Source organism: Shimia sp. Alg240-R146 (genome assembly GCF_947331465.1).
In the GTDB taxonomy this organism is placed as follows: Bacteria; Pseudomonadota; Alphaproteobacteria; order Rhodobacterales; family Rhodobacteraceae; genus Shimia.
On record NZ_CAMZOK010000001.1, the window covers coordinates 600,709 to 623,851 of the forward strand.

Sequence of the window (23,143 nt, forward strand, 5' to 3'; positions counted from 1 at the left end):
CGATGTCGGAGGCCTTCGACATTCTGCTTCAAAGCCGGTGGGCGCTTCGCCTGCCGGCTTTGTTGCATTTTAGCTTTGGGGTGTTGTTTTGCCAGATAGTGGCGTGCCTTCGCTCCGTTTTCGAAAATCTCGCGGTGTGGTGCCGAACCACCGGCGAAAGGCGGCGCTGAAGCTGCTGGCCTCGTTGTATCCAAGAAGGAACGCGATTTCGGTCAGTGGGAGGTCGCTGTTGAGCAAGTAGTCGCGCGCCAATGCCTTTCGGAGGTCACTTACAAGTTTTGCGAATGTGGTGCCTTCTTCAGACAGCCTGCGTGCCATGGTGCGAACGCTCATCCCGATTTCACGGGAGATTTTTTCTTGAGTGGCCATCCCTGAGGCAAGGTGTTCTGAGACCAGTTGTTCGATCTTGCGCGCAATGCTGTCGGGAGACCGTGGCAGTTGGGCGATTGTGGTTTCACAGATCGCCAAGAGTGTCCGTTGGAGGTTGTCGTCTGCGGTTGTGAGCGGCACGTCCAAGTCAGTGGACTTGAATGCGATGACATTTTCCCGCTGCCTGAACAGGACATCGCAACCGAAGAACATTTCAAACGATTTGGTGTTTGAGTTCCGCGCATGGGCGAAGTGCACATAACGAGGGGACAGTTGACGGTTGGCGAAGTCGCGCAAGGCGAACAAGGTGCCGACGGCGCCGAACTCTGCATATTGGCTGGTTGGGTTCGATGTGGACACGTCATAGCGCCAGCGCAGAAAGGATGTCTCAGGGCCTTCTTCCAAGGTTGATTTGCTGGCGTCTCCGAGCACTCGTTGAAAGCGGGTGATGTTTCTTAGGTATCCGCCAATGGTGGGGGCAGAAACGCCGACATATGCCAAAAGCCCGGCCTTTTTGACGATGTCAGGTGACTGGGCAAGGTCAAATCCAAACAGGTCGTTTTGGGTCAGGGTGCAGGCTCTGCGAAACAGAGTCAGTGTCTTGTCAAACGACCAACGCGTGTCGGGATCATTGAACTGGCTCGGACTGACACCCAACCCTTTCAGAGCGTCACGTTCTGAAACGCCTTCCTGAACAAGCTTTTGCAGCAGGACCTGTGCCCAAACCACATTGTGTGTTGGCGTATCAGATTTCATGTCGCCTCGAAGGACTGCGTTTCGATTGTCTTTGAGTATGGACGACTGCGCCGTTGATTTCTATGCCTGTGACAGGGGCGTCGGAATTGGGCAGTGCAACAAAAAAAACGCCCGCTCCGGAGAGCAGGCGTTTCGTGTATTCCGAATGATCGGGCGTCTTAGCGGCGGATGCCGAGACGTTTGATCAGGTCCTGATAGCGTGCATCGTCTTTGCCCTTGGTGTAGTCCAGCAGCTTACGGCGCTGAGCAACCATTTTCAAAAGGCCACGGCGACCGTGGTTGTCTTTTTTGTGGGTTTTGAAGTGCTCGGTCAGGGTGTTGATGCGCGAGGTGAGGATGGCAACCTGAACTTCGGGCGAACCGGTGTCGCCTTCTTTGGTTGCGAATTCCTTCATCAGGCGGGCTTTTTCTTCAACTGTGATCGACATCGGGGTCTCCTAATCTAAAGGTTTCGGGCGCAAGCCGGGATGTCGTCCAGCAAGGTCCATAGAGGTCTGCACAGAGATTCCCTGTGCAGACAGGCGATATAGGCCGGTTTTGTCAGAAAGAAAAGGGGTTTGTGTCGTTTAGCCAATGGCCGTTTGTGCAATCAGGGTGATGTCGCTGACCTCCAACGAGGCGCCGCCGTGCACGATCGCGAGCGCTTCTCCGTCGACGATGACCTCGATCATATCGGGATCGCTGGCGATGGGGCGAATTTCCACGTCCGGTGCATCGGCTTGATTGGGATAGAGCAGAACGAGATTGTCCTCGGCCTCATCGAAATCCATGACCGTGATTGGAGCCTCGGCGGTGCCATCCAGCATGAAAGTGTCGGCATCCTCTCCGCCGGTCAGAATATCGTCTGTGCCACCGATCAACGTGTCGTCCCCGCCGCCGCCATTGAGGTAGTCGACGTCGGGATCAGCGGGGCTGGTGTTGCCAACCACCAAGTCATCGCCCGCGCCACCAAACAGCGTGTCCGCACCAGCACCGCCGTCAAGCTGATCGTCTTCATAGCCGCCATGCAGCGCATCGTCGCCCGCGCCACCAAGCAGCGTGTCATCGCCAAAGCCACCCACCAAGGAATCTGATCCAGCGTCGCCGGATAAGTGGTCGTTGTCACCGTGGCCAAACAGCGTGTCGTTGCCGTCCCCTCCGGTCAGGCTGTCGTCGCCATGTTCACCATGCAAGATGTCATTATCCGCGCCGCCTGACAGCGCATCATCGCCGTCGGCACCATGCAGTATATCGACGCCTTCGCCACCCGAGAGAGTGTCATCGCCCGCATATCCGTTGATTTGATCGTCGCCTGCGCCACCGCTGATGATGTCCTCATCAGGCGTGCCCGACAGAATGTCATAATCACCGCTGCCGATGATGACGTTTGGTTCGGACACATCGGGCGGTACCGACGTGTCCGTTGTATCGTCCCCCGGAATATCCGAAGTGACAGGCGTTTCTTCTTCCAGATCATCTGCTTCGGTGTCGAGACCGGCGTCGTCACCGTCGTCAATTCCAACAAACACAGCAGCGCCGGCTATTGCAGCCAGCAAACTCGCAAACATGAGCATCACACAACTCCACTCACCCCGTAGCCATTAGGCCATACATCGGGCGGTTTTCAAAACGCGGATTGGAGAGGTGGTTAATCTGTGGTTTTTGCCAGTTTGGCATGCCGTTATCGTCAGATATCCCAACGTTCAGGCTGGCAGGCATAGGCAATATACAGAGGGTGGCGCGGGTGGCCGTGTTTGGTCAGACCCAAGTGGTGGATCTGACGGGCGGTCTCACGCAGCACATCGCGCATTTGAAATCCCCGGTCCAGATGGTCGCCATGCGCGCCCCATGCCGCGATGATCACATCGGCCCAGTCACAGCTTTGCGCCACCACGACGTCGTTGTCTGGACCTGCCGGTGCGGGGTGTTTGCGCAGCAGTTTAGGGTCGGTTTCGCGCAAGCCGAAAATGTTGACCGCCCGAAAGCCACCAAAGCCAAGCGCGCGGGCGCGACGTTCGCAGCGTTCGATTGTTGGGTCGTTTTGCCGTTCCGTGGCCTTGGACGGGTTGAGCATGATGAACAGAACGCGTTTGCGGCTGTCATCCCAAACCCGCGTGAGGGCATAGCGGTACGTTTCGCAGTCAGAATAGATTGCGGAGGAGGCCGCGTCGTCCTTCTGGAAGTCGCGGGTGATCATGTTTGTGGGCGCACAAAGACCCGGCTTGGGTGCAGCTCACCTGCCTTAAAGATACCGACAGCGACGGCTTCACCGTCAAAGCTGGCCCAGCACTCTTCGCCGTATTCGACATCAGAGGCGATCACCATGCCGGGATTGCCGTTGCGCAGACGGGTGGTGCCCTCGGACGTTGCTTTGACCTCCGGCAGGTCGGCAAGGCCTTCTTCGAGTGGGCGCAGGTATTGGTCGAGCTCCGGCTGTTTGGCCATATCTTCGATTTGGGCGAGCGTCAGGCCGTCCCCGGCATCAAACGGGCCGGACCAGATGCGACGCAGTTCGCGCACATGACCGAAACAGCCAAGAACGGCGCCAAGATCGCGGGCGATGGAGCGAACATAACCGCCCTTGCCGCAGGTCATTTCCAACGTCACGTGATCGGCGTCTTCGCGGTCGGTCAACACCAGTTCTTCGACCCAAAGTGGTCGGGCGGCGATCTCGACGTCTTCGCCGTCACGCGCCAGTTTGTAGGCGCGTTGTCCGTCGATTTTTACGGCTGAGAATTTCGGTGGCACCTGCATGATGTCGCCGACAAACTGACCCAACGCGGCTTTGATGGTGTCGTCGTCTGGACGCAGATCAGATTGTGCGATGACCTCGCCTTCGGCGTCGTCAGTATTGGTGGCCTGACCAAGACGCACGGTGAAGGTGTAGGCTTTGAGCGCATCGGTGATGTAGGGCACGGTTTTTGTGGCTTCGCCCAGAGCGACGGCCAGAACGCCAGTGGCGTCGGGATCCAGCGTGCCGGCATGGCCCGCTTTTTTGGCATCAAACGCCCAGCGGACTTTATTGACAACTGAGGTCGAGGTCATGCCTGCGGGCTTGTCGACGACGAGCCAACCGGAAATGTCGCGGCCTTTGCGTTTGCGTGCCATAATCAGTGCCCTTTGAAGTCTGGTAAGGGCGGCGGCGTATCGGATTGATTACGGGCTGTCAAATTCTGTTGTCATCGCGCCAGGGCGATGATTAGTTCGACGACATTGTTTTCAAAACTTTTGGAGAGAGACCTTTGATGAAGGCCATTTGGATTTGTGTGTGTTTGAGCGTGGCTCTGATTGGAACGCAGGGTGAGGCGCAATCAAAGAAGTTGCGTAATTCGGTGGTGAAAAAGGTCAAGATTGAGGATCTGTCGCATAAAGGGAAATACAGGTTTGGCTATGTGACATCGCCAACCCGACGGGGCGACAAGGCACAGAGATTTGAAATTCGTCATGGGGATTGCGGGCGATCGAGCGGGTGGAACGATTGCGAAAGCGACCGCGGGCGCGTGGAAATGAAAGAACGCCCGAAGAATGCCATGTCCAAGCCGGGCAAGGGTATTTGGTACGGCTATTCTGTCTACATTCCAGCGGATTTTGTCAGCCTTGGTAGGGCCAACACAATCTTGTCTCAGGCCAAGGTTGAGAAAAACAACATGCCGTTGTGGGCATTGACGTTCAACGACTCCCCTTATTTGCTGTATTCTGACGGGACACATTGCAAGATTGGCAGTCTTTCAAGTTGGCGGGGGCGTTGGAATGACATTGTTGTTTTTGCCAACTATGCGACCTCAGGGCAGGCCGTGTATTTCCAGCTTTTCAAGGACAACAAGCTGATTTGCCAGCGCACAGCCCCGATCATGCCGCCCAGCTATGCCAACAAACAACAGAAGATCGGGATCAAGTACGGGATATATAGCAGCTTTGTGAGCCGGTATTTGGCTAAACACGGCACGATGCCTGCGGCCGCGAAAGCCTATCAGCAAACCCACTCCACAGGATCATCCTCCAAAAGCCCGTCGCCGACTCCGTTCAAATACGATTGGGGGGTAAAGTTGCCGACGCATGTTATTTACTATGACGAGATGCGGTATGGATCGCGGCGCGAAGATGTGGATGTTCGCATGTTGGAAGCGCGAGGCGTGCCTCCTGTGGACTAGGCCTTAGTTCACCACGCCAACAATCGGGCCCAGCAAGAAACCTGGGTCGTTGCGGTTGATCTGGGGGGCGTAGAGCCGGCTGATCTTGCCGTCAAAAAAGAGCGCGTTAGGGGTTTCTAGCACGTCGCGGAAATAGCGGCCAAATTCATGGAACGTCACCGCATTGCGCGAAATGACGAAATACGCCGTTTTTCCATCGGCTGACGTGCCAACGCCGTTGCGGCGAAATCTGGACGTGCTGTCGACAAGAAAACGCGGGTGCAATGCGCCGTCGATCACCAGCATCGGTCCGGATTGGGTGGCGTGGTTACAGCTTGGGTTGCTGCGCGCAAATGCCAACGTTTCGATCACGTCGGCGCGGGTGTCGTTGATGCAAAAGACGCCGTTGGGCAGCAGGCCAAAATTGCCTTTGGACGCGCCGGTCAGGAGGCGCATCTCTTCGACTCCGTTTTCGACATAGTGGCCGACGGGGCTGCGATCCGCGTGATACATACCTGCGTTCATGCCGAAGATCAGGGTTTCACCGTCACTCAGGTTTGTTTCGACATCGCGGAACTGACCCAGAATGGCGCCTTGATCGTCGCGCAAAAAGAGGCGCAGGTTTTCCTTGGCGACATCAACGGTGCACACGGTATAGCGGTTGGCCTCGTAAGAGGTGTCCTCACAGGTGACGGCCGCTGCAAGACCGGGCAGCGCCAGCAGTGCCAGGGTGAGGAGGGCGCGTATCACGTGCCGTCGGTCTCGGGGCTGTCTGGTTTTTCGATGTCTTGGCGTACACGTTCGTCATCCAGCATGGCGCGGGTGGCTTCCATCTGGTCGTAGGTTTTGTCGATGCGGAATCGCAGATCGGGAGCGTGTTTCAACCCAGCTTTTCGACCAATCACACGACGCAGCTCACCTTTGTTGCGCGCAAGATAGGCGATGGCCTCTTCCTGTTGGCCGCCCCCAAGCGGCAGTACGTAGGCGGTGGCGATGGTCAAATCCGGGCTAACGCGCACCTCGCCTACGGTGATCGACAGACGGTTCAGGTCCGGATCATGAATGTCGCCCTTCATCAGGACTTCGGACAGGGTCCGGCGAATAAGTTCGCCGACGCGCAGCATCCGCTGGGAGGGGCCACGGCCCTCGGAATCTCTGTGTTTTGCCATGTCTCTCCACTTAGGCGCTTTGCAGGGCTTTGCCAAGCGGGCAGGCGTTCGTTATGCAGAGGCGGACAGTTATGGAGACCAATATGCAAGACTTGCCTGGAATCGTGATCACCGGGGCCTCTGGCCGGATGGGACAGATGTTGATCAAGACCGTGATCGGCAGCGACAAGGTGCGTTTGGTTGGAGTCGTGGAGCGCGAAGGCCATGACTGGGTCGGCCGTGATGTTGGTGAGGCGATGGGCGGCGCGGCGTTGGGCGTGACCGTGACGGATCAGCCGCTGGATGCTTTTGCCAAAGCGCAGGCTGTGATTGACTTTACAACCCCCGCGGCAACTGTGCAGTTTGCCAAGCTGGCGGCACAAGCCCGTGCGGTACATGTGATCGGCACGACTGGCATGACCGAGGATGACATTGCGCAATTGGGCCCTTGTGCGCGCCATGCAGTGATTGTGCGGGCAGGCAACATGAGCCTTGGCGTTAATTTGCTGACGGTTCTGACCAAAAAGGTCGCCGCTGCGTTGGACGCCGATTTCGACATTGAAGTTATTGAGGCGCACCATCGTCACAAGGTAGACGCACCAAGCGGCACTGCGCTGATGCTCGGCGAGGCGGCGGCCGAGGGCCGCGGTGTGTCCTTGGCGGATGTGTCTGATCGTGGGCGTGATGGCATCACCGGAGCACGCAAACTTGGAGACATCGGTTTTACTGCCATTCGTGGCGGCGATATTATCGGTGAGCACGACGTTATGTTTGCGGCGGATGGCGAACAGATTGTTCTGCGCCACAAGGCCACGGACCGCAGCCTGTTTGCTAAAGGTGCCTTGAAGGCGGCACTTTGGGGTCAGGATCAGAAGCCGGGCGAATACGATATGCTGGATGTATTGGGGTTGTGAAAACAGCCTGACCTGACGGGAAATGGTTTGAAAATAGGCGTTTAGGTCTGCTGCGTCAGTGGTTCTTGGCGTCGAGAAACGTTTTTGTTGGCAGGTCGTCGGACTTGTGGTTTTATGCGGCCAGTCAAAAAATTAAATGATCATTCAAGAAAATGAGTGAATCAAAATCTAAAAATAGGGAGATGACAATGAAAACTCTGATGAAATCCGGTCTGTCGGCGTTGGCGCTGACAGCAATGGCAAGCGGCGCATTTGCGGCGGATCTGGGCGCGACAGACGAGCCGATCAAGCTGGCGCTGAACGAATGGACTGGCCAGCATGTGACCACCCGTGTCGCAGGCGAAATGCTGAAGGCTGCCGGCTATGAAGTGGAATACGTCACCGCAGGCATGTTGAACCAGTTTCAGGCGATTGCGGATGGCGACATCCACGCGACGCTGGAAATCTGGTCGTCCAACGTGTCCGACCAATACGCTGTTCTGAAAGATGCAGGCCAGCTGGAAGAGCTGTCCGATCTGGGTCTGAACGCACGTGAGGGCATCGCGTATCCTGCGCACGTCGCGGATCTGTGCCCCGGCCTGCCTGCTTGGGAAGCGCTGCAAGAGTGTGCGATGAACTTCGCAACCGCGGAAACCCTGCCAATGGGTCGTCTGGTGGATTACCCTGCCGACTGGGGCACACCGGGTGCCGACCGGATGGCGGGTCTGGAGCTGCCGTTCAAAGCGATTCCGGCTGGCTCTGAGGGCGCGCTGATTGCCGAATTGCGCGCCTCCACCGAGAAGAAATCTCCGCTTCTGATCACTTTCTGGCAGCCACACTGGGCGATGTCGGCCTATGAGGTGCAGTTTGTTGACCTGCCTGCTGGCGAAGATGCCTGTTTCACAGATCCGGCATGGGGCCCGAACCCGAACGCGATCAACGACTGTGACTTTGCCGCGAGCCGCATTTTCAAAGCAGGTTGGCCCGGTCTGAAAGACAAATGGCCAGCCGCGCACGAAATCCTTGTGAACTACACTTTGGCGGTCGAAGACCAGCAGCCAATGATGGGTGCCGTGGATGTAAGCGGCGAAGCGGTTGAAGACGTTGTGTCCGCATGGATGGGCGCCAATGAAGACAAGTGGAAGTCGGTTGTCGACGCCGCAATCAAGTAAGTCTGCATGACCGAACAAAACAGCACCGCTCCGGCGATTGCCGTCGAAGACCTCTGGCAGGTCTTCGGCGAAAACGCCGCCTCTGCCTTGCGTGACGCACGTGGGGCCGGAGACGATCTCGCCGTCGTAGAGACGCTCAAAGGAAAGCACCTGATCCCCGCCGTCCGTGCGGCGAATTTTGAGGTGAAGTCCGGCGAACTCTTTGTGATCATGGGCCTTTCGGGTTCAGGCAAATCGACTTTGATCCGCTGCATTTCGCGGTTGATCGAGCCGACGGCCGGGTCGGTGCATATTGATGGCGAAGATATTCTGAAGGCGAGCGAAAAGCGCCTGATCGATCTGCGTCGCAACAAGCTGGGCATGGTGTTTCAGCACTTTGGCCTCTTTCCGCATATGACTGTGGCCGACAACGTTGGCTTTCCCTTGAAAATGCAGGGCGCGGGCAAAGCGGAACGTCGCAAGCGGGCCTTTGAGGTCTTGGACCTTGTCGGGCTGACAGGGCGTGAAGACGCCTATCCCCGCAACCTGTCGGGCGGTCAGCGTCAGCGTGTCGGGATCGCCCGTTCGCTTGCTGTGAACCCCGATATCTGGTTTCTGGACGAGCCATTTTCAGCGCTTGATCCACTTATCCGTCGCCAATTGCAGGACGAATTCCTGAACATTCAGGCGACTTTGAAAAAATCGATTGTGTTCATTACTCACGACATCCAAGAGGCGCTGAAACTGGCGGACCGCATTGCGATCATGCGCGACGGTGAGGTTGTGCAGATCGGTACGCCCGAAGATATCGTGCTGCGTCCGGTGGATGATTACGTGCGTGAATTTACCCGCGACGTGCCAAAAGGGCGACATGCCTGCGTAGAATCCGTGATGCTGGATCAGGTACCGGAGACGATGCCGGACGATCCCAAGCTGCGGGTTGGGATGACGCTTAGCACGGCGCTTGAGAAATGCATGGACCTTTATGAGCCGGTGCCGGTTTGGGATGCGGCGGGTAATATGGTTGGTGCAGTGCATCCGGCAGAGCTCGCAGCGGCCTTGCACGTGGACGATGGTACCGGAACGGATTGCGAATGACGTCTTTGCCGCAGGAAGAAACCGGGCCGTGGCGCACGTTGAGCCGTGGCGCCAAAGCTGCGTTGCTGGTTCTGGCGGTGGGCATCACCTGCCGCCTTTTGGGCGCACAGTTTGACTGGCTGGTGGGGTGGCCCGACGCGCTGACGGTTCCGATGACCGACTGGGTTGGCGCTACAGTGGGCTGGTTCCTGAGTGTTTTCAAGCCGTTGGCGCGGGCGTTTTCTCAGTTGTTGAGTTACCCGATGGAATGGGTGGGCGCCGCGTTGCGGAGTGCACCCTGGCCATTGGTGGTTGGTGCAGTGACGGCGATTGGTTGGCTAATCGGTGGTTTGAGGCTTGCGGCACTGGGGTTTTTTGGCCTCGGGTTTGTCGTGATCTCCGGCTATTGGGTCGAAGGCATGAACACTTTGGCGCTGGTTACGGTATCGGTGCCATTGGCGGCGTTTCTGGGCATGGCGATCGGCATTCTGGCCTTTGAAGTGCCACGTCTTAAAGGGGCCGTGAACGGCCTTTTGGACGTCATGCAGACTGTGCCGGCCTTTGCATATCTCACACCTTTGATCGTGCTTTTTGGATTTGGCCCAGTGGTGGGTTTGATCGCATCCGCGATCTATGCCGCGCCACCAATGGCGCGCAACGTTTTGCTAGGGCTGGAGCGAGTGGACGAAGAAATCCGCGAGGCAGCGGTTATGTCGGGTGGCACACGCCGCCAGCAGTTGTTTTTGATAGAAATTCCTGCGGCCAGCCAACAGATCATGGTGGGTTTCAACCAATGCCTGATGGCGGCTTTGTCGATGGTGATCATTGCTGCCGTGATTGGCGGATTTGAGGACATCGGTTGGGAAGTGCTGCTGACCATGCGCAAGGCGCAGTTTGGTCCGGCATTTTTGGCGGGGTCTGTGATTGTGGTCTTTGCTGTGGTGATCGACCGCATGTCGGCAGCTTTGGCTGAACAGAGGGTGGCACAGAGCAAACGCGTGGCGCTTGCGATATTTGCCGTTGGCGCTGCTGTGGCCTTGTGGTCAGTGCTTGCGAATTGGAATCCAAGTGGCGTTGCCATGTTGGATGGTCTTGCACAAACCGTCGACACTGGTGTCGGAACGTTTACGGCCAGCAATGGTGCGACGCTTGACGCGGTCAAAAACACCTCGATGTTTTACGGGTTGCTGCCTTTGCGCATCGGGTTGGCTGATGCGGTTTTGCCATTCACTTGGGGGTTCAAATGGACCGCCGTGCATACCATGGTGTTCTTTGCTGTGGCCGCCGTGATTGGTGGCGGATTGGCGCTGCGCGGACAGGTGACGGCAGGAGTCGTTGTTGTGATTGCGGCGTTGTTTCTGGAAATCGGTGTTGCTCAAGCGCCTTGGCCGTTGGTCGTGATCGGTGCTGCCGCGTTGGGCTGGGTTGCGAGTGGCTGGTCGCTGGTGCGTTTGGTGGTGGTTTTGCTGGGTTTGATCCTTTTGTCCGGTTTGTGGGAGCGCGCATTGCTGTCGCTTTATTTGAGCGGTGCCTCTGTGGCGGCCTGTGCAGTAGTGGGCGGCGTCCTTGGGTTCCTCAGCGCGACGAGCGCGCGGGTCTGGGCGGTTGTGCGCCCGATCTGCGACATGCTGCAGACGATTCCGATGTTTGTCTTCCTGATACCGGTATTAATGTTCTTTCAAATCGGCGAGTTCTCGGCCTTTTTGGCGATCTGCATGTATGCCGTAGTGCCGATGATCCGCTACACGCGGCAGGGTCTGATTTCGACGCCGGAAGATATGATCGAGGCGGCCACGGCCAGCGGTGCGGGCAAGTGGCAGACAATGTTTGAAGTGCGCGCGCCCTATGCGGCACCGACGATCCTGCTGGGCCTGAACCAGACGATTCTTTATGCGTTTGCGATGTTGGTGATTGCTGCGCTGATCGGCACGACGGGGCTGGGTCAGTCTATCTATCTGGCGCTTGGTCAGGCGGATGTGGGTCTTGGGGTCACTGCAGGGGCGGCTATGGCGATTCTCGCGCTGGTGGCTGACCGGCTTGTGCAAGGTTTTGCCGAGGAGCGGCGCAAGGCGCTTGGGTTGTAACAGATCAAAGGCGCGCGCTCCTGCCCCAATGCTTTGTGGCGCGCGTCAGCGGGTCTCAAAGGCACGGGAGCGCCCTGTGCGCCTAGAAATCGATTGCGAGGCCTTTTTTCTCCCAGTCGCCGTAGCGAACGGGTTCTGGCCCGTCGCGGCCGCCGAGTTCGGTGGGGAGGTCAGGGGCTTTTGCCTTGGCGCGGCGTTCTTCGGCCTCGGCCAGCGCGCGTTTGGCGGCTTCGGGAATATCCTTGGTCTCTTCGCTGCTCATGGCCGCTCCTGCTGCGTGGGCTTTCATTTGCGATATGGCCTTGTTATACGCCCGGCTTCGGGAACGGCAAGGTGTCCCATTCTCGCATAGCCTGAACCCCACAGGAAAGGTGCTTTATGTCCAAGTCCGGAATGCAAACCCGCCGCAGCGCCGTCTACCTGCTTGACCAAGTGTTGGGTGAAGGACGGTTGTTGTCCGAAGTGATCGGATCCGGTGCGCTTGAGCGGTTGGAACCAGCGGATCGCGCGCGGGCGCAGCGGTTGGCAGTGGACACGTTGCGCGGGCTGGAGCGGGCGGATCGCGTTTTGCAAAAACATTTGAAGAAAACGCCTGCTTTGACTGTGCAGAATGTGCTGCGGGTTGGAACAATTGAATTGTGTCAAGGCGGCGCGGCGCATGGCGTTGTGAATGACGCGGTTGAGATCGTTGCGAAAAACAAACACACAGCGGGCATGAAGGGGCTTGTGAACGCGGTGTTGCGCAAAGTGGACGCCAGCGGGCAAGCCGAATGGGACAAGCTGCGTATTCCGCGCCTGCCAAAGTGGCTGCGCAAACCTTTGACGCAGGCCTATGACAGCGAGATCATGTTGGGCATTGAGGCCGCACATTACGGCGGCGCGCCGTTGGATTTGACCCCAAAATCGAACGGTGCGGCTTTGGCTGAGGCCGTGGGTGGCGCGCTTTTGCCAACCGGCTCGGTGCGCGTGCCATCGGGGCAACAAGTGTCAGCGTTGCCGGGGTATTCGGCCGGCGATTGGTGGGTGCAGGATGCGGCGGCGGCCTTACCTGCGAAAATCCTCGACGTGCAGCCAGGAGAAAAAGTGCTGGATCTGTGCGCGGCACCCGGCGGCAAGACCATGCAGATGGCGGCGGCTGGCGCGAACGTGACGGCAGTGGATGACAACCCGTCGCGGATGGCGCGGGTTGAAGAGAATCTCAAGAGAACCGGCCTTAGCGCGACGTTGGTGGTCGGCGATGCAATGGCGCAGCAAGGCGAATATGACGCCATTTTGCTGGATGCACCGTGTTCTGCGACTGGCACAATGCGGCGCCACCCCGACTTGCCGTTTGCCAAAGATGGCAGCGAGTTTGGCGACTTGATCGGGATGCAGGAGGTGTTTCTGGATCACGCCTTGGGGCTTTTGAAACCCGGCGGGCGGTTGGTGTTTTGCACTTGCTCGTTGTTGCCTGATGAGGGCGAAGTACAGGTCGAGGAGGCCGTCGCACGCTGGACAGGCGTTCAGGTGGATCGTGAGGCCGTCCTGGTTGACGGCGTTGATCCGGCGTGGGTGACCGAAGAAGGTGGTTTGCGGTTGCGGCCTGATTTTTGGGCAGATCGCGGCGGCATGGACGGATTCTATATGGCGTTGTTGCGCAAGGCCTAAAGCTGCGCAGCGGGTCGGGTGTTTGTCTGTTGGTCAGACCATTCCTTTAACCCAAACTGGGTTACACTCGGTTCACCCTATTTGAATCGGTGACTCGCGCGGATAACCCCGTTACACTCTGCGCAAACGCCAAAGAGCGTAGAGGCAGAGAGTGGATGTCCAACCCTAACGGAATACCGGCGCGGTATACGCGGCTGATGCACCGCGTTCATGCGCGGATCAGTACGATGGCCAGTCCGGCCACCGGTTTCACATCTATGCCGGAACCGCGCACCATTGGGCTATTTGCCCGTGGCAAACAGCTTGTGGCTGGCAATTTTTTGTTTGCAGGACATCTGTTAACCGCACCCAAGACAGCAATGTGGGATCTGACACCACCGGATGACGTGTTTGCCCAAGAGCTGCATGGTTTTGCTTGGTTGGATGATCTTGCGGCTGTTGGGGATGGCGTGGCGCGGGATAAGGCGCAGGAGTGGGTCTGGGGCTGGATTGAACAATCCGGTCGCGGAAGCGGTCCCGGTTGGACGCCGGATTTGACCGGCCGCAGGTTGATCAGATGGATTAGCCACGCGATTTTTCTGCTGCGGGCCCGGGATTCGGATGATTCCGAAGCGTTCTTTCAATCATTGGCGCAACAGACCATTTTCCTTAGCCGCCGCTGGCGCCAGAGTCTGCCTGGGCTGGAGCGGTTTGAGGCCCTGACGGGGCTGATCTATGCAGGGTTGGCTCTGGAAGGGATGTCACAACACGTGGCACCGGCGGTCAAAGCGTTGGACAAAGAATGCCGTGCTCAGGTTGACGCGCAGGGCGGCATTTCCACGCGCAATCCTGAAGAGTTGCTTGAGGTCTTTACCCTTCTCACATGGGCGGCAACCGCGTTGACGGAGGCTGGTCATTCGCCATCGGACGCGCATGTCGAGGCGATCGAACGGGTGGCACCCACTTTGCGCACATTGCGTCACGCTGACGGCGGTTTGGCGCGGTTTCATGGCGGTGGTCGCGGCATCGACGGGCGGCTGGATCATGCGCTGGCCGAAAGTCGGGTGAAAACTCGTCAAGCGGACGGTTTGGCGATGGGATATGCGCGGCTGAGCGCAGGACGCACCAGTGTGGTTGTGGATGCGAGTTTGCCACCCGCAGGAGAAAGCTCGATCAATGCGCACGCGTCCACATTGGCGTTTGAGTTGACCAGTGGCCGGCGGCCGGTTGTCGTGAATTGCGGCTCAGGTGCCAGCCTTGGCGAAGACTGGCGACGGTTCGGTCGCGCGACACCTTCACACTCGGCCCTGACGCTGGATGAGCTGTCGAGCTCCCGGTTGGGCAAGTTGGGCAAGGGGTGGCGCGAGGAGCAATTGGTTGAAGGCCCTACAGATGTCCCCATCGAGGTGACGCAAGTGCAGGACGGGATCAAGTTTCAGGGCGGGCACGACGGGTATCGCGAGACGCATGGTTTGACTCATGCGCGCACCCTTGAGCTGACGTTTGACGGTCGCGGCATGGCTGGCGAGGATCTGATTGTTGCGCTGGAGGACGGTGACAAACGCAAGTTTGACCGGATGATGGATCAGAAGGCGCTGCAAGGCATACCCTATGACATCGCCTTTCACCTGCATCCGGAGGCGGATGCGTCGCTTGATATGGGCGGCGCGGCTGTGTCGATCGCTCTCAAAAGTGGTGAAGTTTGGGTGTTTCGGCACGATGGCGCCGCCAAAATGGAGCTTGTGGCCAGTGTTTTTCTGGAAAAAGGCCGCATAAAGCCGCGCGCGACAAAACAGATCGTTCTATCTGGCGCCGCAATGCAGTATGGGACGCGCATCCGGTGGTCTTTGAGCAAAGCGCATGAGACTGGTGTGGCGATCAGGGATCTGAACCGGGATGAGATGGATTTATAACCTAAGCCCGAGGACCTCTGCGCCCCATGACCGATCTGCACCCCATTCGCCGCGCCCTGATTTCTGTATCTGACAAGACTGGATTGATCGACCTCGCCAAAGCGCTGAGCGCGCGTGGTGTCGAACTCCTGTCAACTGGCGGGAGCGCAAAGGCGATGCGCGACGCGGGTCTTGAAGTCAAAGACGTCTCCGAAGTCACCGGCTTTCCCGAAATGATGGACGGCCGCGTTAAGACGCTGCACCCCAAGGTGCATGGCGGTTTACTGGCGCTGCGTGACAATGATGACCACGTAGCCGCGATGAATGAACATGACATTGCCGGCATCGATTTGTTGGTGGTGAACCTTTACCCGTTTGAGGCCACAGTGGCCGCAGGCGCAGATTATGACACCTGCATCGAGAACATCGACATTGGCGGTCCTGCGATGATCCGAGCGGCGTCCAAGAACGCGGCCTTTGTGAACGTGATAGTAGACGTTGAGGATTACGACAAGCTGTTGGGCGATATGGAGCAGCACGACGGCGCGACCTGCCCGAAATTCCGCCGCAAGCTGAGCCAAAAAGCCTATGCCCGCACAGCGGCCTATGACGCTGCTGTATCCACATGGATGGCCGAGCAGCTTGAACTGGAAGCGCCCAAGCGCCGTGCCTTTGCTGGCGAGTTGAAACAGACATTGCGTTATGGTGAGAACAGCCACCAGAAAGCGGCGTTTTATACAGATGGTTCCGGTCGGGCGGGTGTGGCCACGGCAACGCAGCTTCAGGGCAAAGAGCTGTCTTACAACAACATCAACGACACCGATGCGGCGTTCGAACTGGTCAGCGAGTTTGCCCCCGAAAACGGCCCTGCCGTTGCGATTATCAAACACGCCAACCCCTGTGGTGTGGCAGTGGGCGCGACCTTGGTCGAAGCCTATCAGAAAGCGTTTGATTGCGACCGCACCTCTGCCTTTGGTGGCATTGTTGCGCTGAACCAACCGCTGGATGCCGAAACCGCCAGCAAGATTGTCGAGATCTTCACCGAGGTTGTCATCGCGCCGGGTGCATCCGAGGAAGCCAAAGAAATTTTTGCGGGCAAGAAAAACCTGCGCCTTCTGTTGACCGATGGTCTGCCTGATCCGCGTGCGCCGATCACGGCCTATAAGCAAGTCGCTGGTGGGTTGCTGGTGCAGGACAAAGACGTCGGCACCGTAGCGCTGGACGAGTTGAAGGTTGTGACGAAGGTTGCGCCGACAGACGAACAGATGGCCGATCTGTTGTTTGCTTGGAAGGTCGCGAAACACGTCAAATCCAACGCGATTGTCTATGTCAAAGGTGGTGCGACAGTGGGCGTTGGTGCCGGTCAGATGAGCCGTTTGGACAGCGCCAATGTGGCTGCATCCAAGGCGCAACGCATGGCGGACGCGCTGGAGCTGGATGAAAGCCCCGCGAAAGGGTCCGCTGTGGCGTCGGATGCGTTCTTCCCCTTCGCTGACGGTTTGCTCGAAGCCGCAGCAGCGGGTGGCACTTGTGTGATCCAGCCGGGCGGCTCGATGCGTGACGAAGAGGTCATCAAGGCTGCGGATGAGGCTGGATTGGCGATGGTCTTTACCGGTATGCGTCACTTCCGCCACTAAGACGGCATGTGATTATCAAAGGCCTTCGCGGCAACAACCTTGTTGCGAAGGTCATAAGCGCTTACGATGGCGCCAACAACGACTGCGATAATCGCGAAAACGCGAGGCGCAGCACCGAGGCAGTTGGGCAGACGAAGGAGACGCGCTATGCGTCTGGTATTTTGGGCAGGCTTTTGGGCCTTTATCACCGATCAAGCGAGCAAATATGCCGTTGTGCATATGTTGAACCTGCGTGAAGTGGTGGCCATCGACGTTTTCCCGCCACTGTTGCGGTTTCACATGGCGTGGAACGATGGCATCAATTTTGGCCTGTTTTCTGGGAGCCCCGAAGCTGCGCGTTGGATTTTGATCGCTGTGGCTGCGGCGATTTCCGTTTTTATTCTGCTCTGGGTGAAGCGTGAGCCACCGGGAAAATGGGGTCTGATCAGTGCAGGCCTCTTGATCGGTGGCGCAGTTGGTAATGTGGTTGATCGGCTGATTTACGGGGCCGTTGCGGACTTTTTGAACATGTCCTGTTGCGGCATAGACAATCCTTTTGCTTTTAATCTCGCGGATGTCTGGATTTTCGCAGGGGCCATCGGGTTGGTGATTTTTGGTGGCGCCAAAAGAGAGGCGTGACGTTGGAGATTGAATGCGCTAAACCTTGGCGCATTATTGTTGGAGGTGTGCGATGCACGTGTCGCGTCTGATCATTTTGGGTTTGGTTGTGAGCCTTGCGGCCTGTGGCAGCAATAAGCCGTTGCGCACCATGGGCACAGACTCCAATGGGCCTGATGAATTCAGCATATTGCCCGGCAAAGAACTGACCCAACCCAGCGAGTATTCCACGCTACCGACGCCTGTGCCAAATGGCGTGAACCGCACGGATCTCAATCCGATTGGTGACGCGGTTGTCGCATTGGGGGGGCGTGCGGAGCCGTTGACGAACAATCCGACAATTGGATCTGGCGACGCAGCGCTGGTGAGTTATGCGTCGCGCAACGGGCGCACCGCCGATATTCGGCAAACGGCGCGTGTCGAAGATGAGGCGTTCCGCAAGAAGCGTGGTCGCCTGACGCGCATTCGTCTTGTGAAGCATGACATTTATGAAAAGGTCTATGAATCCCAAGACCTTGGAGAATTCGACGAATGGTGGCGCTGGCGCCGGGCCGGTGCGCGCACACCGGCTGCACCGCAGCAGCCCTGACATCAGCGCACTGCGCATTTTTGCGCTGAACGCCTGTCACAATCCCGTTTGATCACTTGAAGCTGCGCCGGTGGCGCGTAACTATTTACCCAAGCGGTTTTTAACGGAGTTTTCTCGCATGGTGCGACTCTTAGCATTGGCTCTCGGTGTGGCATCTTTTGCTGTGCCGGTGCAGGCCAACGATCTTGTCACCGACTACACTTTGGACAATGGCATGCAGGTTGTGGTGGTGGAAGATCACCGCGCGCCCGTGGTCATGCACATGGTGTGGTACAAAGCCGGGTCTGCAGATGAGCAGCCGGGCGTGTCGGGCGTGGCGCATTTCCTTGAACACTTGTTGTTCAAAAGCACGGACAACATGGAGTCGGGAGAGTTTTCCGCCACTGTTGCCGCCAATGGCGGACGTGACAATGCGTTCACCAGTTACGACATGACGGCTTATCATCAGCGGGTTGCCAGCGACCGGCTGGAGTTGATGATGCGCATGGAAAGCGATCGGATGGTGAACTTGCGTTTGCAAGAGCATGAGGTGGCCACTGAGCGCGAAGTGATCATTGAAGAGCGCAACCAACGGGTTGAAAACAACCCCGGTGCGCTGTTTCGCGAACAGCTAAGCGCGGCGCAGTATCAGAACCACCGTTATGGTGTGCCGGTCATCGGTTGGCGCCATGAAATGGAAGCGCTGTCGCTTCAGGATGCGCGGTCATTTTATGACACGTTCTACGCGCCGAACAATGCGATCTTGTTGGTGGCAGGAGATGTCGAGCCGCTGGCGGTCAAGGCTCTGGCTGAGCAATATTATGGTGTGTTGCCAGCCAATCCGGATCTTCCGGAGCGCGCGCGCCCACAAGAGCCGCCGCAGATCAGCCCGCGCCGAATGACGTATAACGATCCGCGCGTAGCACAGCCTTATGTGACCCGGTCTTATCTCGCGCCTGAGCGCAATCCGGGGGATCAGGAAACGGCGGCGGCGTTGACCTTGCTGGCGGAAATCCTTGGCGGTGGTCAGACCTCTGTGTTGAGCCAGAAGTTGCAGTTTGAGCAGAAAAAAGTGGTCTATGCCGCAAGCTGGTACAATGGCACGTCGCTGGACGCGACCACGTTTGACTTTGTGGTGGTGCCGGTGCCCGGCGTATCTTTGCAAGAGGTCGAGGACGCGATGGATGCGGTGGTGGCTGAGTTCATCGAAACCGGTGTCGATGCGGAGCAGTTGGCACGCATCAAAATGCAGCTGCGCGCATCCGAAATTTATGAACGGGACAATGTGAGCAGTCTGGCAAATCGTTATGGGCGGGCCCTAACTGCCGGACTTACGATTGCCGACATTCAGGCTTGGTCCGATACTTTGCAAGCGGTGTCTGAGGAGGACATCATCGCCGCTGCAGAGCAGGTTTTTGACAAACGCCGGTCGGTGACCGGTTGGCTAATGGGCCAAGAGGAGGTCACGCAATGATCCGGTATGTGATTGCATTTGTTTCCGTGTTTGCGGCCTTGCCAGCCTGGGCTGAGATCAACATCAAAGAGGTCACGTCGCCTGGCGGTATTAAGGCTTGGTTGGTGGAAGAGCCTTCCATTCCCTTTGTCGCGGTGGAGCTAAGGTTTCGTGGCGGCACTTCGCTGGACGCAGAAGGCAAGCGCGGGGCCACTAATTTGATGGTTGGTCTTCTTGAGGAAGGTGCTGGCGATCTGGATGCACAAGGGTTCGCGCGGCAAAGCGAAGAGTTGGCGGCGCAGTTTGGCTATGACAGCCATGCGGATGCGGTGTCGATTTCGGCACGGTTTTTGACAGAGAACCGGGACGAGGCGCTGGCGTTGTTGCGGCTGTCCTTGGTTGAGCCGTCCTTTCCCGAAGTCGCCGTTGAGCGGGTGCGGGGGCAGGTGTTGTCGGGACTGCGCAGCAGTCTGAAAGACCCTGACAAAATCGCTGGTAAACGCATGAGCGCGCTGACATATGGGGCGCATCCCTATGCCACGGCCGGAGAAGGCACAATTGAAAGTGTTAGTGCGTTGACGCGCGATGACATCGTGGCCGCGCACCAAGGCGCTTTGTCTAAGGACCGGCTGTATGTTGGCGTGGTGGGCGACATCACTGCCGAAGAGTTGGGCCCTATGTTGGATCAGCTGTTGGGTGCTTTGCCGGAGACAGGGGCGTCTTTGCCGGGCGAGGCGGACCTGACATTTGGCGGCGGTATCGACGTGGTGGATTTTGACACGCCGCAATCGGTGGCGGTGTTTGCGCAGCCCGGTATTCACCGCAACGACGAGGACTTTTTCCCGGCTTATGTGTTGAACGTGGTGCTTGGTGGTGGCGGCTTTGAAAGCCGTTTGATGACCGAGGTGCGCCAGAAGCGTGGCCTGACCTATGGTGTCTATTCCTATCTGGTCCTGCGCGATCAGGCGAACGTGTACATGGGCTCCGTTTCCAGCGCGAATGATCGCGTGGCGGAGGCTATTGACGTGATCCGCGCGGAATGGGCGAAGATGGCCGATACTGGCGCAACACCGGACGAGGTTGAGAAAGCCAAAGCTCTGTTAACCGGCGCGTATCCGCTGCGGTTTGATGGCAACGGGTCGATTGCCAGAATTATGGTGGGTATGCAGATGGACGGCATGCCGGTCGACTACATCGTGAACCGCAATGATTTGGTGAATGCGGTGACGGTTGAGGATGTGAATCGCGTGGCGAAGGAATTTCTGGACCCTGACCTGCTGACATTTGTCGTCGTAGGGAAACCGGACGGGGTTTGAGGGGCTTTGCCCCTGCGCCAGCAAACTGGCGCTACCCCAGGGTGTTTTGGCCAGAAAGAAGAAGGGCGGCCCGATTGGGGCCGCCCTCTTTGGTTTCCGTGGGAGCTGCGTGGCTTATTCGCCGTAAGGCACCCAGATGTTTTTGACCTCGGTGGCGGCCTGCAGGAAGGTGCGGCCTTCGCCTTCGGTCCCCATCCAGTCGCAGGCCATGCCGTTGTTGACCCATGTGCGTTTCAGGTTGCCAGCGCTTTCGCGCTCAATCTCAGCTGAGACGTCGGCGCCGGAGAAAGACCAGACAGCGTCCACGTCCATGTGACCCGCGAGGGGTTTGGCAAGCTCAGCATGGCTGCCGGTGAGAATGTTCACCACGCCAGCGGGCAGATCAGAGGTTTCGAGCACCTGATAGAAATCGGTCGCCGCCAACGGAAAGGCTTGCGAGGCCGCGAGAACAACGCGGTTGCCCATGGCAATCGCGGGCGCCATCGCCGAGATCAGACCCAGCAGGGGGGTGTCGTCGGGGCAAAGGGCGCCGATCACGCCAACCGGTTCTTTCATCGCCAGCGCCACGCCGCGGATTGGCACGCCATGCGCCTGACCATCGTATTTGTCGGCCCATGCTGCATAGGTAAACAGGCGGCGGATTGAGACTTCGACCTCTTTGTCGCCCGTTTTGCCGCCCTTAAGCGTGTTGATGCGGTTTGCAAATTCTTCACGGCGGGCAGAGAGGTTTTCCGCGATGAAGTAAAGGATTTGCGCGCGCAGGTGGCCGGTGGTGCCGGACCAGCCTTTGGCCGCGTGCGCAGCCTCAACCGCGTTGCGCACGTCTTTGCGGTTGGCAATGGGGACCTGTCCCAAAAGCGCGCCGCTTTTGCCAAAGACGTTCTGGCTGTAGCCACTGTCAGGCCGCGCTTGTTTGCCGCCGATATACAGCTTGGGCGTACGATCCAGCGGATCGAGTGGACCTTTGTCGCCGCCGAACGCTTCGACGGGCTTGATCGCTTTGGCGCTGCTTTTGGGTTTGGTGTAGGCCGACAGGCCTTCCCAACCGCCCTCGCGGCCATAACCGCTTTCGCGCACGCCGCCAAAACCGGCAGCGGCGTCAAACAGATTGGTCGCGTTGATCCAGACCACACCCGCGACCAATTTGGGCGCGATATCAAGCGCGAGGTTCACGTTTTCAGTCCAGAGCGTCGCTGCAAGGCCGTAACGCGTGTTGTTGGCGAGTGCGACGACCTCGGACGGGGTACGGAAGGTTGTCGATACCAGAACGGGGCCAAAAATCTCTTCCTGCATCAGTTTGGAGGACGGCGCGAGGCCGGTGATCAGGGTCGGTGGATAGAAGCAACCTTCGGCCGGCATTTCGAGGGCGGGTTGATAAGTTTCACCGTCGCTATTGCCATCCACCAAATCGGTGATTGTTTTTAGCTGAACGGGATCCACAATCGCGCCGACGTCGATGCATTTATCAAGCGGGTTGCCGATGCGCAGGCCGTCCATGCGTGCCTTGAGCTTGCGGTGGAACGTGTTAGCAATTCCTTCTTGCACCAGAAGGCGCGAGCCTGCGCAGCAGACCTGTCCTTGGTTGAACCAGATCGCGTCAACCAGACCTTCAATGGCGCTGTCGATGTCGGCGTCGTCAAACACGATGTAGGGCGACTTGCCCCCCAGCTCCAGCGTCAGCGATTTTCCGGAGCCAGCGGTGGCGTGGCGGATGCGTTTGCCGACGTCGGTGGATCCGGTGAAGGCGACCTTGTTGACGTCTTCATGCGCGGTGATCATTTCGCCCACGGCGCCGTCGCCGGTGACAATGTTTACAACCCCCGCAGGCAGGCCAGCCTGTTGGCAGATGTCGGCAAAGAGCAGCGCGGTCAGCGACGTGTATTCGGCTGGTTTGAGCACAACTGTGTTGCCCATTGCCAGCGCCGGCGCGACTTTCCACGCAAGCATCAGAAGCGGGAAGTTCCATGGGATGATCTGGCCGCAGACACCCAAGGCTTGTGCGTCGGGCAGCTCGGCCTCCATCAGCTGGGCCATGCCAGCGTGATAATAGAAGTGGCGCTGAACAAGCGGGATGTCGATGTCGCGGCTTTCACGGATCGGCTTGCCGTTGTCGAGCGTTTCCAGAACCGCAAAAAGGCGGCTGTGCTTTTGCAGCAGGCGCGCGATTGCATAGAGGTACTTTGCGCGACCGTGACCGCCGAGGCCTTCCCACTTGGACTGGGCCTTGCGGGCTGCGGCGACGGCGGCGTTGATCTCATCCTGGGAGGCTTGGGTCAGATCGGCCAAGGTTTCGCCGTTGGCGGGGTTCTTGGACTGGAAGTCTTTGCGCGGTTCTGTCCAGTCACCGTCGATGAACTGGCCAAACGCGGCGCCTTGGTCGACGATCCAAGCCAGCGCATCGCCAGCTCTTTCGGGGGCGGGGCCGTAGTTCATGGTCTCGAAAATCTCTTTTACGGTCATTGTGATA

21 protein-coding genes are annotated in these 23,143 nt (G+C 58.2%); 12 read left to right on the plus strand and 9 right to left on the minus strand.

The genetic code is table 11. The annotated features are described in order from the left end of the window. Nucleotides 1–69: 69 nt before the first annotated feature. From PG871_RS02855 to truB, 5 genes are all read right to left on the minus strand, one after another. Nucleotides 70–1,125, minus strand: coding sequence for an AraC family transcriptional regulator (locus PG871_RS02855; protein ID WP_270725748.1), 1,056 nt, complete (start codon nt 1,123–1,125; stop codon nt 70–72). 158 nt (nt 1,126–1,283) lie between these two features. Further along, on the minus strand, nt 1,284–1,553 hold the full coding sequence (gene rpsO / locus PG871_RS02860) for a 30S ribosomal protein S15 (RefSeq protein ID WP_270725750.1): 270 nt from the start codon (nt 1,551–1,553) through the stop codon (nt 1,284–1,286). Nucleotides 1,554–1,691: 138 nt separating this feature from the next. Beyond that, complete coding sequence (locus tag PG871_RS02865) at nt 1,692–2,678, minus strand: calcium-binding protein (protein WP_270725752.1); 987 nt, start codon at nt 2,676–2,678, stop codon at nt 1,692–1,694. 113 nt (nt 2,679–2,791) lie between these two features. Next, nucleotides 2,792–3,301 (minus strand): DUF1643 domain-containing protein, encoded by a 510-nt coding sequence (locus PG871_RS02870; protein ID WP_270725754.1) that lies wholly within the window; start codon nt 3,299–3,301, stop codon nt 2,792–2,794. Then, on the minus strand, nt 3,298–4,212 hold the full coding sequence (gene truB, locus PG871_RS02875; protein ID WP_270725756.1) for a tRNA pseudouridine(55) synthase TruB: 915 nt from the start codon (nt 4,210–4,212) through the stop codon (nt 3,298–3,300). The genes PG871_RS02870 and truB overlap by 4 nt, the downstream gene beginning before the upstream one ends. A gap of 137 nt (nt 4,213–4,349) precedes the next feature. On the opposite strand from truB, the gene PG871_RS02880 reads away from it, so the two are divergent. Beyond that, on the plus strand, nt 4,350–5,255 hold the full coding sequence (locus PG871_RS02880) for a heparin lyase I family protein (protein ID WP_270725758.1): 906 nt from the start codon (nt 4,350–4,352) through the stop codon (nt 5,253–5,255). Nucleotides 5,256–5,258: 3 nt separating this feature from the next. Here PG871_RS02880 and PG871_RS02885 read toward each other — a convergent pair whose 3' ends face one another. Then, nucleotides 5,259–5,984, minus strand: coding sequence for a phosphodiester glycosidase family protein (locus PG871_RS02885; protein ID WP_270725760.1), 726 nt, complete (start codon nt 5,982–5,984; stop codon nt 5,259–5,261). Then, entirely contained in the window at nt 5,981–6,403 is a 423-nt protein-coding gene (gene rbfA / locus PG871_RS02890; protein ID WP_270725762.1) for a 30S ribosome-binding factor RbfA, read from the minus strand. Before rbfA ends, PG871_RS02885 begins: the two co-directional genes overlap by 4 nt. Before the next feature lie 83 nt (nt 6,404–6,486). Between rbfA and dapB the strand changes: the two genes are divergently transcribed. The 4 genes from dapB (at nt 6,487) to PG871_RS02910 (ending at nt 11,587) form a co-directional block, all read left to right on the plus strand. Next, nucleotides 6,487–7,296 (plus strand): 4-hydroxy-tetrahydrodipicolinate reductase, encoded by an 810-nt coding sequence (gene dapB / locus PG871_RS02895; RefSeq protein ID WP_270725763.1) that lies wholly within the window; start codon nt 6,487–6,489, stop codon nt 7,294–7,296. 188 nt (nt 7,297–7,484) lie between these two features. Continuing rightward, nucleotides 7,485–8,447, plus strand: a complete 963-nt coding sequence (locus tag PG871_RS02900) for an ABC transporter substrate-binding protein (protein ID WP_443020463.1) — start codon at nt 7,485–7,487, stop codon at nt 8,445–8,447. Between the two features lie 6 nt (nt 8,448–8,453). Beyond that, nucleotides 8,454–9,524, plus strand: coding sequence for a quaternary amine ABC transporter ATP-binding protein (locus PG871_RS02905; protein WP_270725764.1), 1,071 nt, complete (start codon nt 8,454–8,456; stop codon nt 9,522–9,524). Continuing rightward, nucleotides 9,521–11,587, plus strand: coding sequence for an ABC transporter permease (locus PG871_RS02910; RefSeq protein WP_270725766.1), 2,067 nt, complete (start codon nt 9,521–9,523; stop codon nt 11,585–11,587). Before PG871_RS02905 ends, PG871_RS02910 begins: the two co-directional genes overlap by 4 nt. 82 nt (nt 11,588–11,669) lie before the next feature. On the opposite strand, the gene PG871_RS02915 is transcribed toward PG871_RS02910, so the two are convergent. Then, complete coding sequence (locus tag PG871_RS02915; protein ID WP_270725768.1) at nt 11,670–11,849, minus strand: DUF1674 domain-containing protein; 180 nt, start codon at nt 11,847–11,849, stop codon at nt 11,670–11,672. Between the two features lie 116 nt (nt 11,850–11,965). Between PG871_RS02915 and PG871_RS02920 the strand changes: the two genes are divergently transcribed. The 7 genes from PG871_RS02920 (at nt 11,966) to PG871_RS02950 (ending at nt 20,676) form a co-directional block, all read left to right on the plus strand. Then, the gene (locus PG871_RS02920) at nt 11,966–13,234 is read left to right on the plus strand and encodes an RsmB/NOP family class I SAM-dependent RNA methyltransferase (protein ID WP_270725771.1); all 1,269 of its coding nucleotides are present in this window, start codon (nt 11,966–11,968) and stop codon (nt 13,232–13,234) included. Between the two features lie 155 nt (nt 13,235–13,389). After that, entirely contained in the window at nt 13,390–15,126 is a 1,737-nt protein-coding gene (locus PG871_RS02925; protein ID WP_270725772.1) for a heparinase II/III family protein, read from the plus strand. Between the two features lie 26 nt (nt 15,127–15,152). Next, nucleotides 15,153–16,742 (plus strand): bifunctional phosphoribosylaminoimidazolecarboxamide formyltransferase/IMP cyclohydrolase, encoded by a 1,590-nt coding sequence (purH, locus tag PG871_RS02930; RefSeq protein ID WP_270725774.1) that lies wholly within the window; start codon nt 15,153–15,155, stop codon nt 16,740–16,742. Nucleotides 16,743–16,889: 147 nt separating this feature from the next. Continuing rightward, nucleotides 16,890–17,360, plus strand: coding sequence for a signal peptidase II (gene lspA / locus PG871_RS02935; RefSeq protein WP_270725776.1), 471 nt, complete (start codon nt 16,890–16,892; stop codon nt 17,358–17,360). Nucleotides 17,361–17,412: 52 nt separating this feature from the next. Then, nucleotides 17,413–17,928 carry a DUF3035 domain-containing protein gene (locus PG871_RS02940; RefSeq protein ID WP_270725777.1) on the plus strand — a complete coding sequence of 172 codons (516 nt, stop codon included), beginning with the start codon at nt 17,413–17,415 and terminating at the stop codon, nt 17,926–17,928. Between the two features lie 118 nt (nt 17,929–18,046). After that, nucleotides 18,047–19,381, plus strand: a complete 1,335-nt coding sequence (locus PG871_RS02945; RefSeq protein WP_270725779.1) for a M16 family metallopeptidase — start codon at nt 18,047–18,049, stop codon at nt 19,379–19,381. Continuing rightward, the gene (locus PG871_RS02950) at nt 19,378–20,676 is read left to right on the plus strand and encodes a M16 family metallopeptidase (protein WP_270725781.1); all 1,299 of its coding nucleotides are present in this window, start codon (nt 19,378–19,380) and stop codon (nt 20,674–20,676) included. Before PG871_RS02945 ends, PG871_RS02950 begins: the two co-directional genes overlap by 4 nt. A 114-nt stretch (nt 20,677–20,790) precedes the next feature. Here PG871_RS02950 and PG871_RS02955 read toward each other — a convergent pair whose 3' ends face one another. Beyond that, complete coding sequence (locus PG871_RS02955) at nt 20,791–23,136, minus strand: aldehyde dehydrogenase family protein (protein ID WP_270725783.1); 2,346 nt, start codon at nt 23,134–23,136, stop codon at nt 20,791–20,793. Between the last annotated feature and the right edge of the window lie 7 nt (nt 23,137–23,143).

Excerpts from the sequence above, each read along its gene's own strand:
- PG871_RS02855 (WP_270725748.1), bottom strand. The coding sequence starts at position 1,125 with ATGAAATCTGATACGCCAACACACAATGTGGTTTGGGCACAGGTCCTG.
- rpsO (WP_270725750.1), bottom strand. The coding sequence starts at position 1,553 with ATGTCGATCACAGTTGAAGAAAAAGCCCGCCTGATGAAGGAATTCGCA.
- PG871_RS02865 (WP_270725752.1), bottom strand. The coding sequence starts at position 2,678 with ATGCTCATGTTTGCGAGTTTGCTGGCTGCAATAGCCGGCGCTGCTGTG.
- PG871_RS02870 (WP_270725754.1), bottom strand. The coding sequence starts at position 3,301 with ATGATCACCCGCGACTTCCAGAAGGACGACGCGGCCTCCTCCGCAATC.
- truB (WP_270725756.1), bottom strand. The coding sequence starts at position 4,212 with ATGGCACGCAAACGCAAAGGCCGCGACATTTCCGGTTGGCTCGTCGTC.
- PG871_RS02880 (WP_270725758.1), top strand. The coding sequence starts at position 4,350 with ATGAAGGCCATTTGGATTTGTGTGTGTTTGAGCGTGGCTCTGATTGGA.
- rbfA (WP_270725762.1), bottom strand. The coding sequence starts at position 6,403 with ATGGCAAAACACAGAGATTCCGAGGGCCGTGGCCCCTCCCAGCGGATG.
- dapB (WP_270725763.1), top strand. The coding sequence starts at position 6,487 with ATGCAAGACTTGCCTGGAATCGTGATCACCGGGGCCTCTGGCCGGATG.
- PG871_RS02900 (WP_443020463.1), top strand. The coding sequence starts at position 7,485 with ATGAAAACTCTGATGAAATCCGGTCTGTCGGCGTTGGCGCTGACAGCA.
- PG871_RS02905 (WP_270725764.1), top strand. The coding sequence starts at position 8,454 with ATGACCGAACAAAACAGCACCGCTCCGGCGATTGCCGTCGAAGACCTC.
- PG871_RS02910 (WP_270725766.1), top strand. The coding sequence starts at position 9,521 with ATGACGTCTTTGCCGCAGGAAGAAACCGGGCCGTGGCGCACGTTGAGC.
- PG871_RS02915 (WP_270725768.1), bottom strand. The coding sequence starts at position 11,849 with ATGAGCAGCGAAGAGACCAAGGATATTCCCGAAGCCGCCAAACGCGCG.
- PG871_RS02920 (WP_270725771.1), top strand. The coding sequence starts at position 11,966 with ATGTCCAAGTCCGGAATGCAAACCCGCCGCAGCGCCGTCTACCTGCTT.
- PG871_RS02925 (WP_270725772.1), top strand. The coding sequence starts at position 13,390 with ATGTCCAACCCTAACGGAATACCGGCGCGGTATACGCGGCTGATGCAC.
- purH (WP_270725774.1), top strand. The coding sequence starts at position 15,153 with ATGACCGATCTGCACCCCATTCGCCGCGCCCTGATTTCTGTATCTGAC.
- lspA (WP_270725776.1), top strand. The coding sequence starts at position 16,890 with ATGCGTCTGGTATTTTGGGCAGGCTTTTGGGCCTTTATCACCGATCAA.
- PG871_RS02940 (WP_270725777.1), top strand. The coding sequence starts at position 17,413 with ATGCACGTGTCGCGTCTGATCATTTTGGGTTTGGTTGTGAGCCTTGCG.
- PG871_RS02945 (WP_270725779.1), top strand. The coding sequence starts at position 18,047 with ATGGTGCGACTCTTAGCATTGGCTCTCGGTGTGGCATCTTTTGCTGTG.
- PG871_RS02950 (WP_270725781.1), top strand. The coding sequence starts at position 19,378 with ATGATCCGGTATGTGATTGCATTTGTTTCCGTGTTTGCGGCCTTGCCA.
- PG871_RS02955 (WP_270725783.1), bottom strand. The coding sequence starts at position 23,136 with ATGACCGTAAAAGAGATTTTCGAGACCATGAACTACGGCCCCGCCCCC.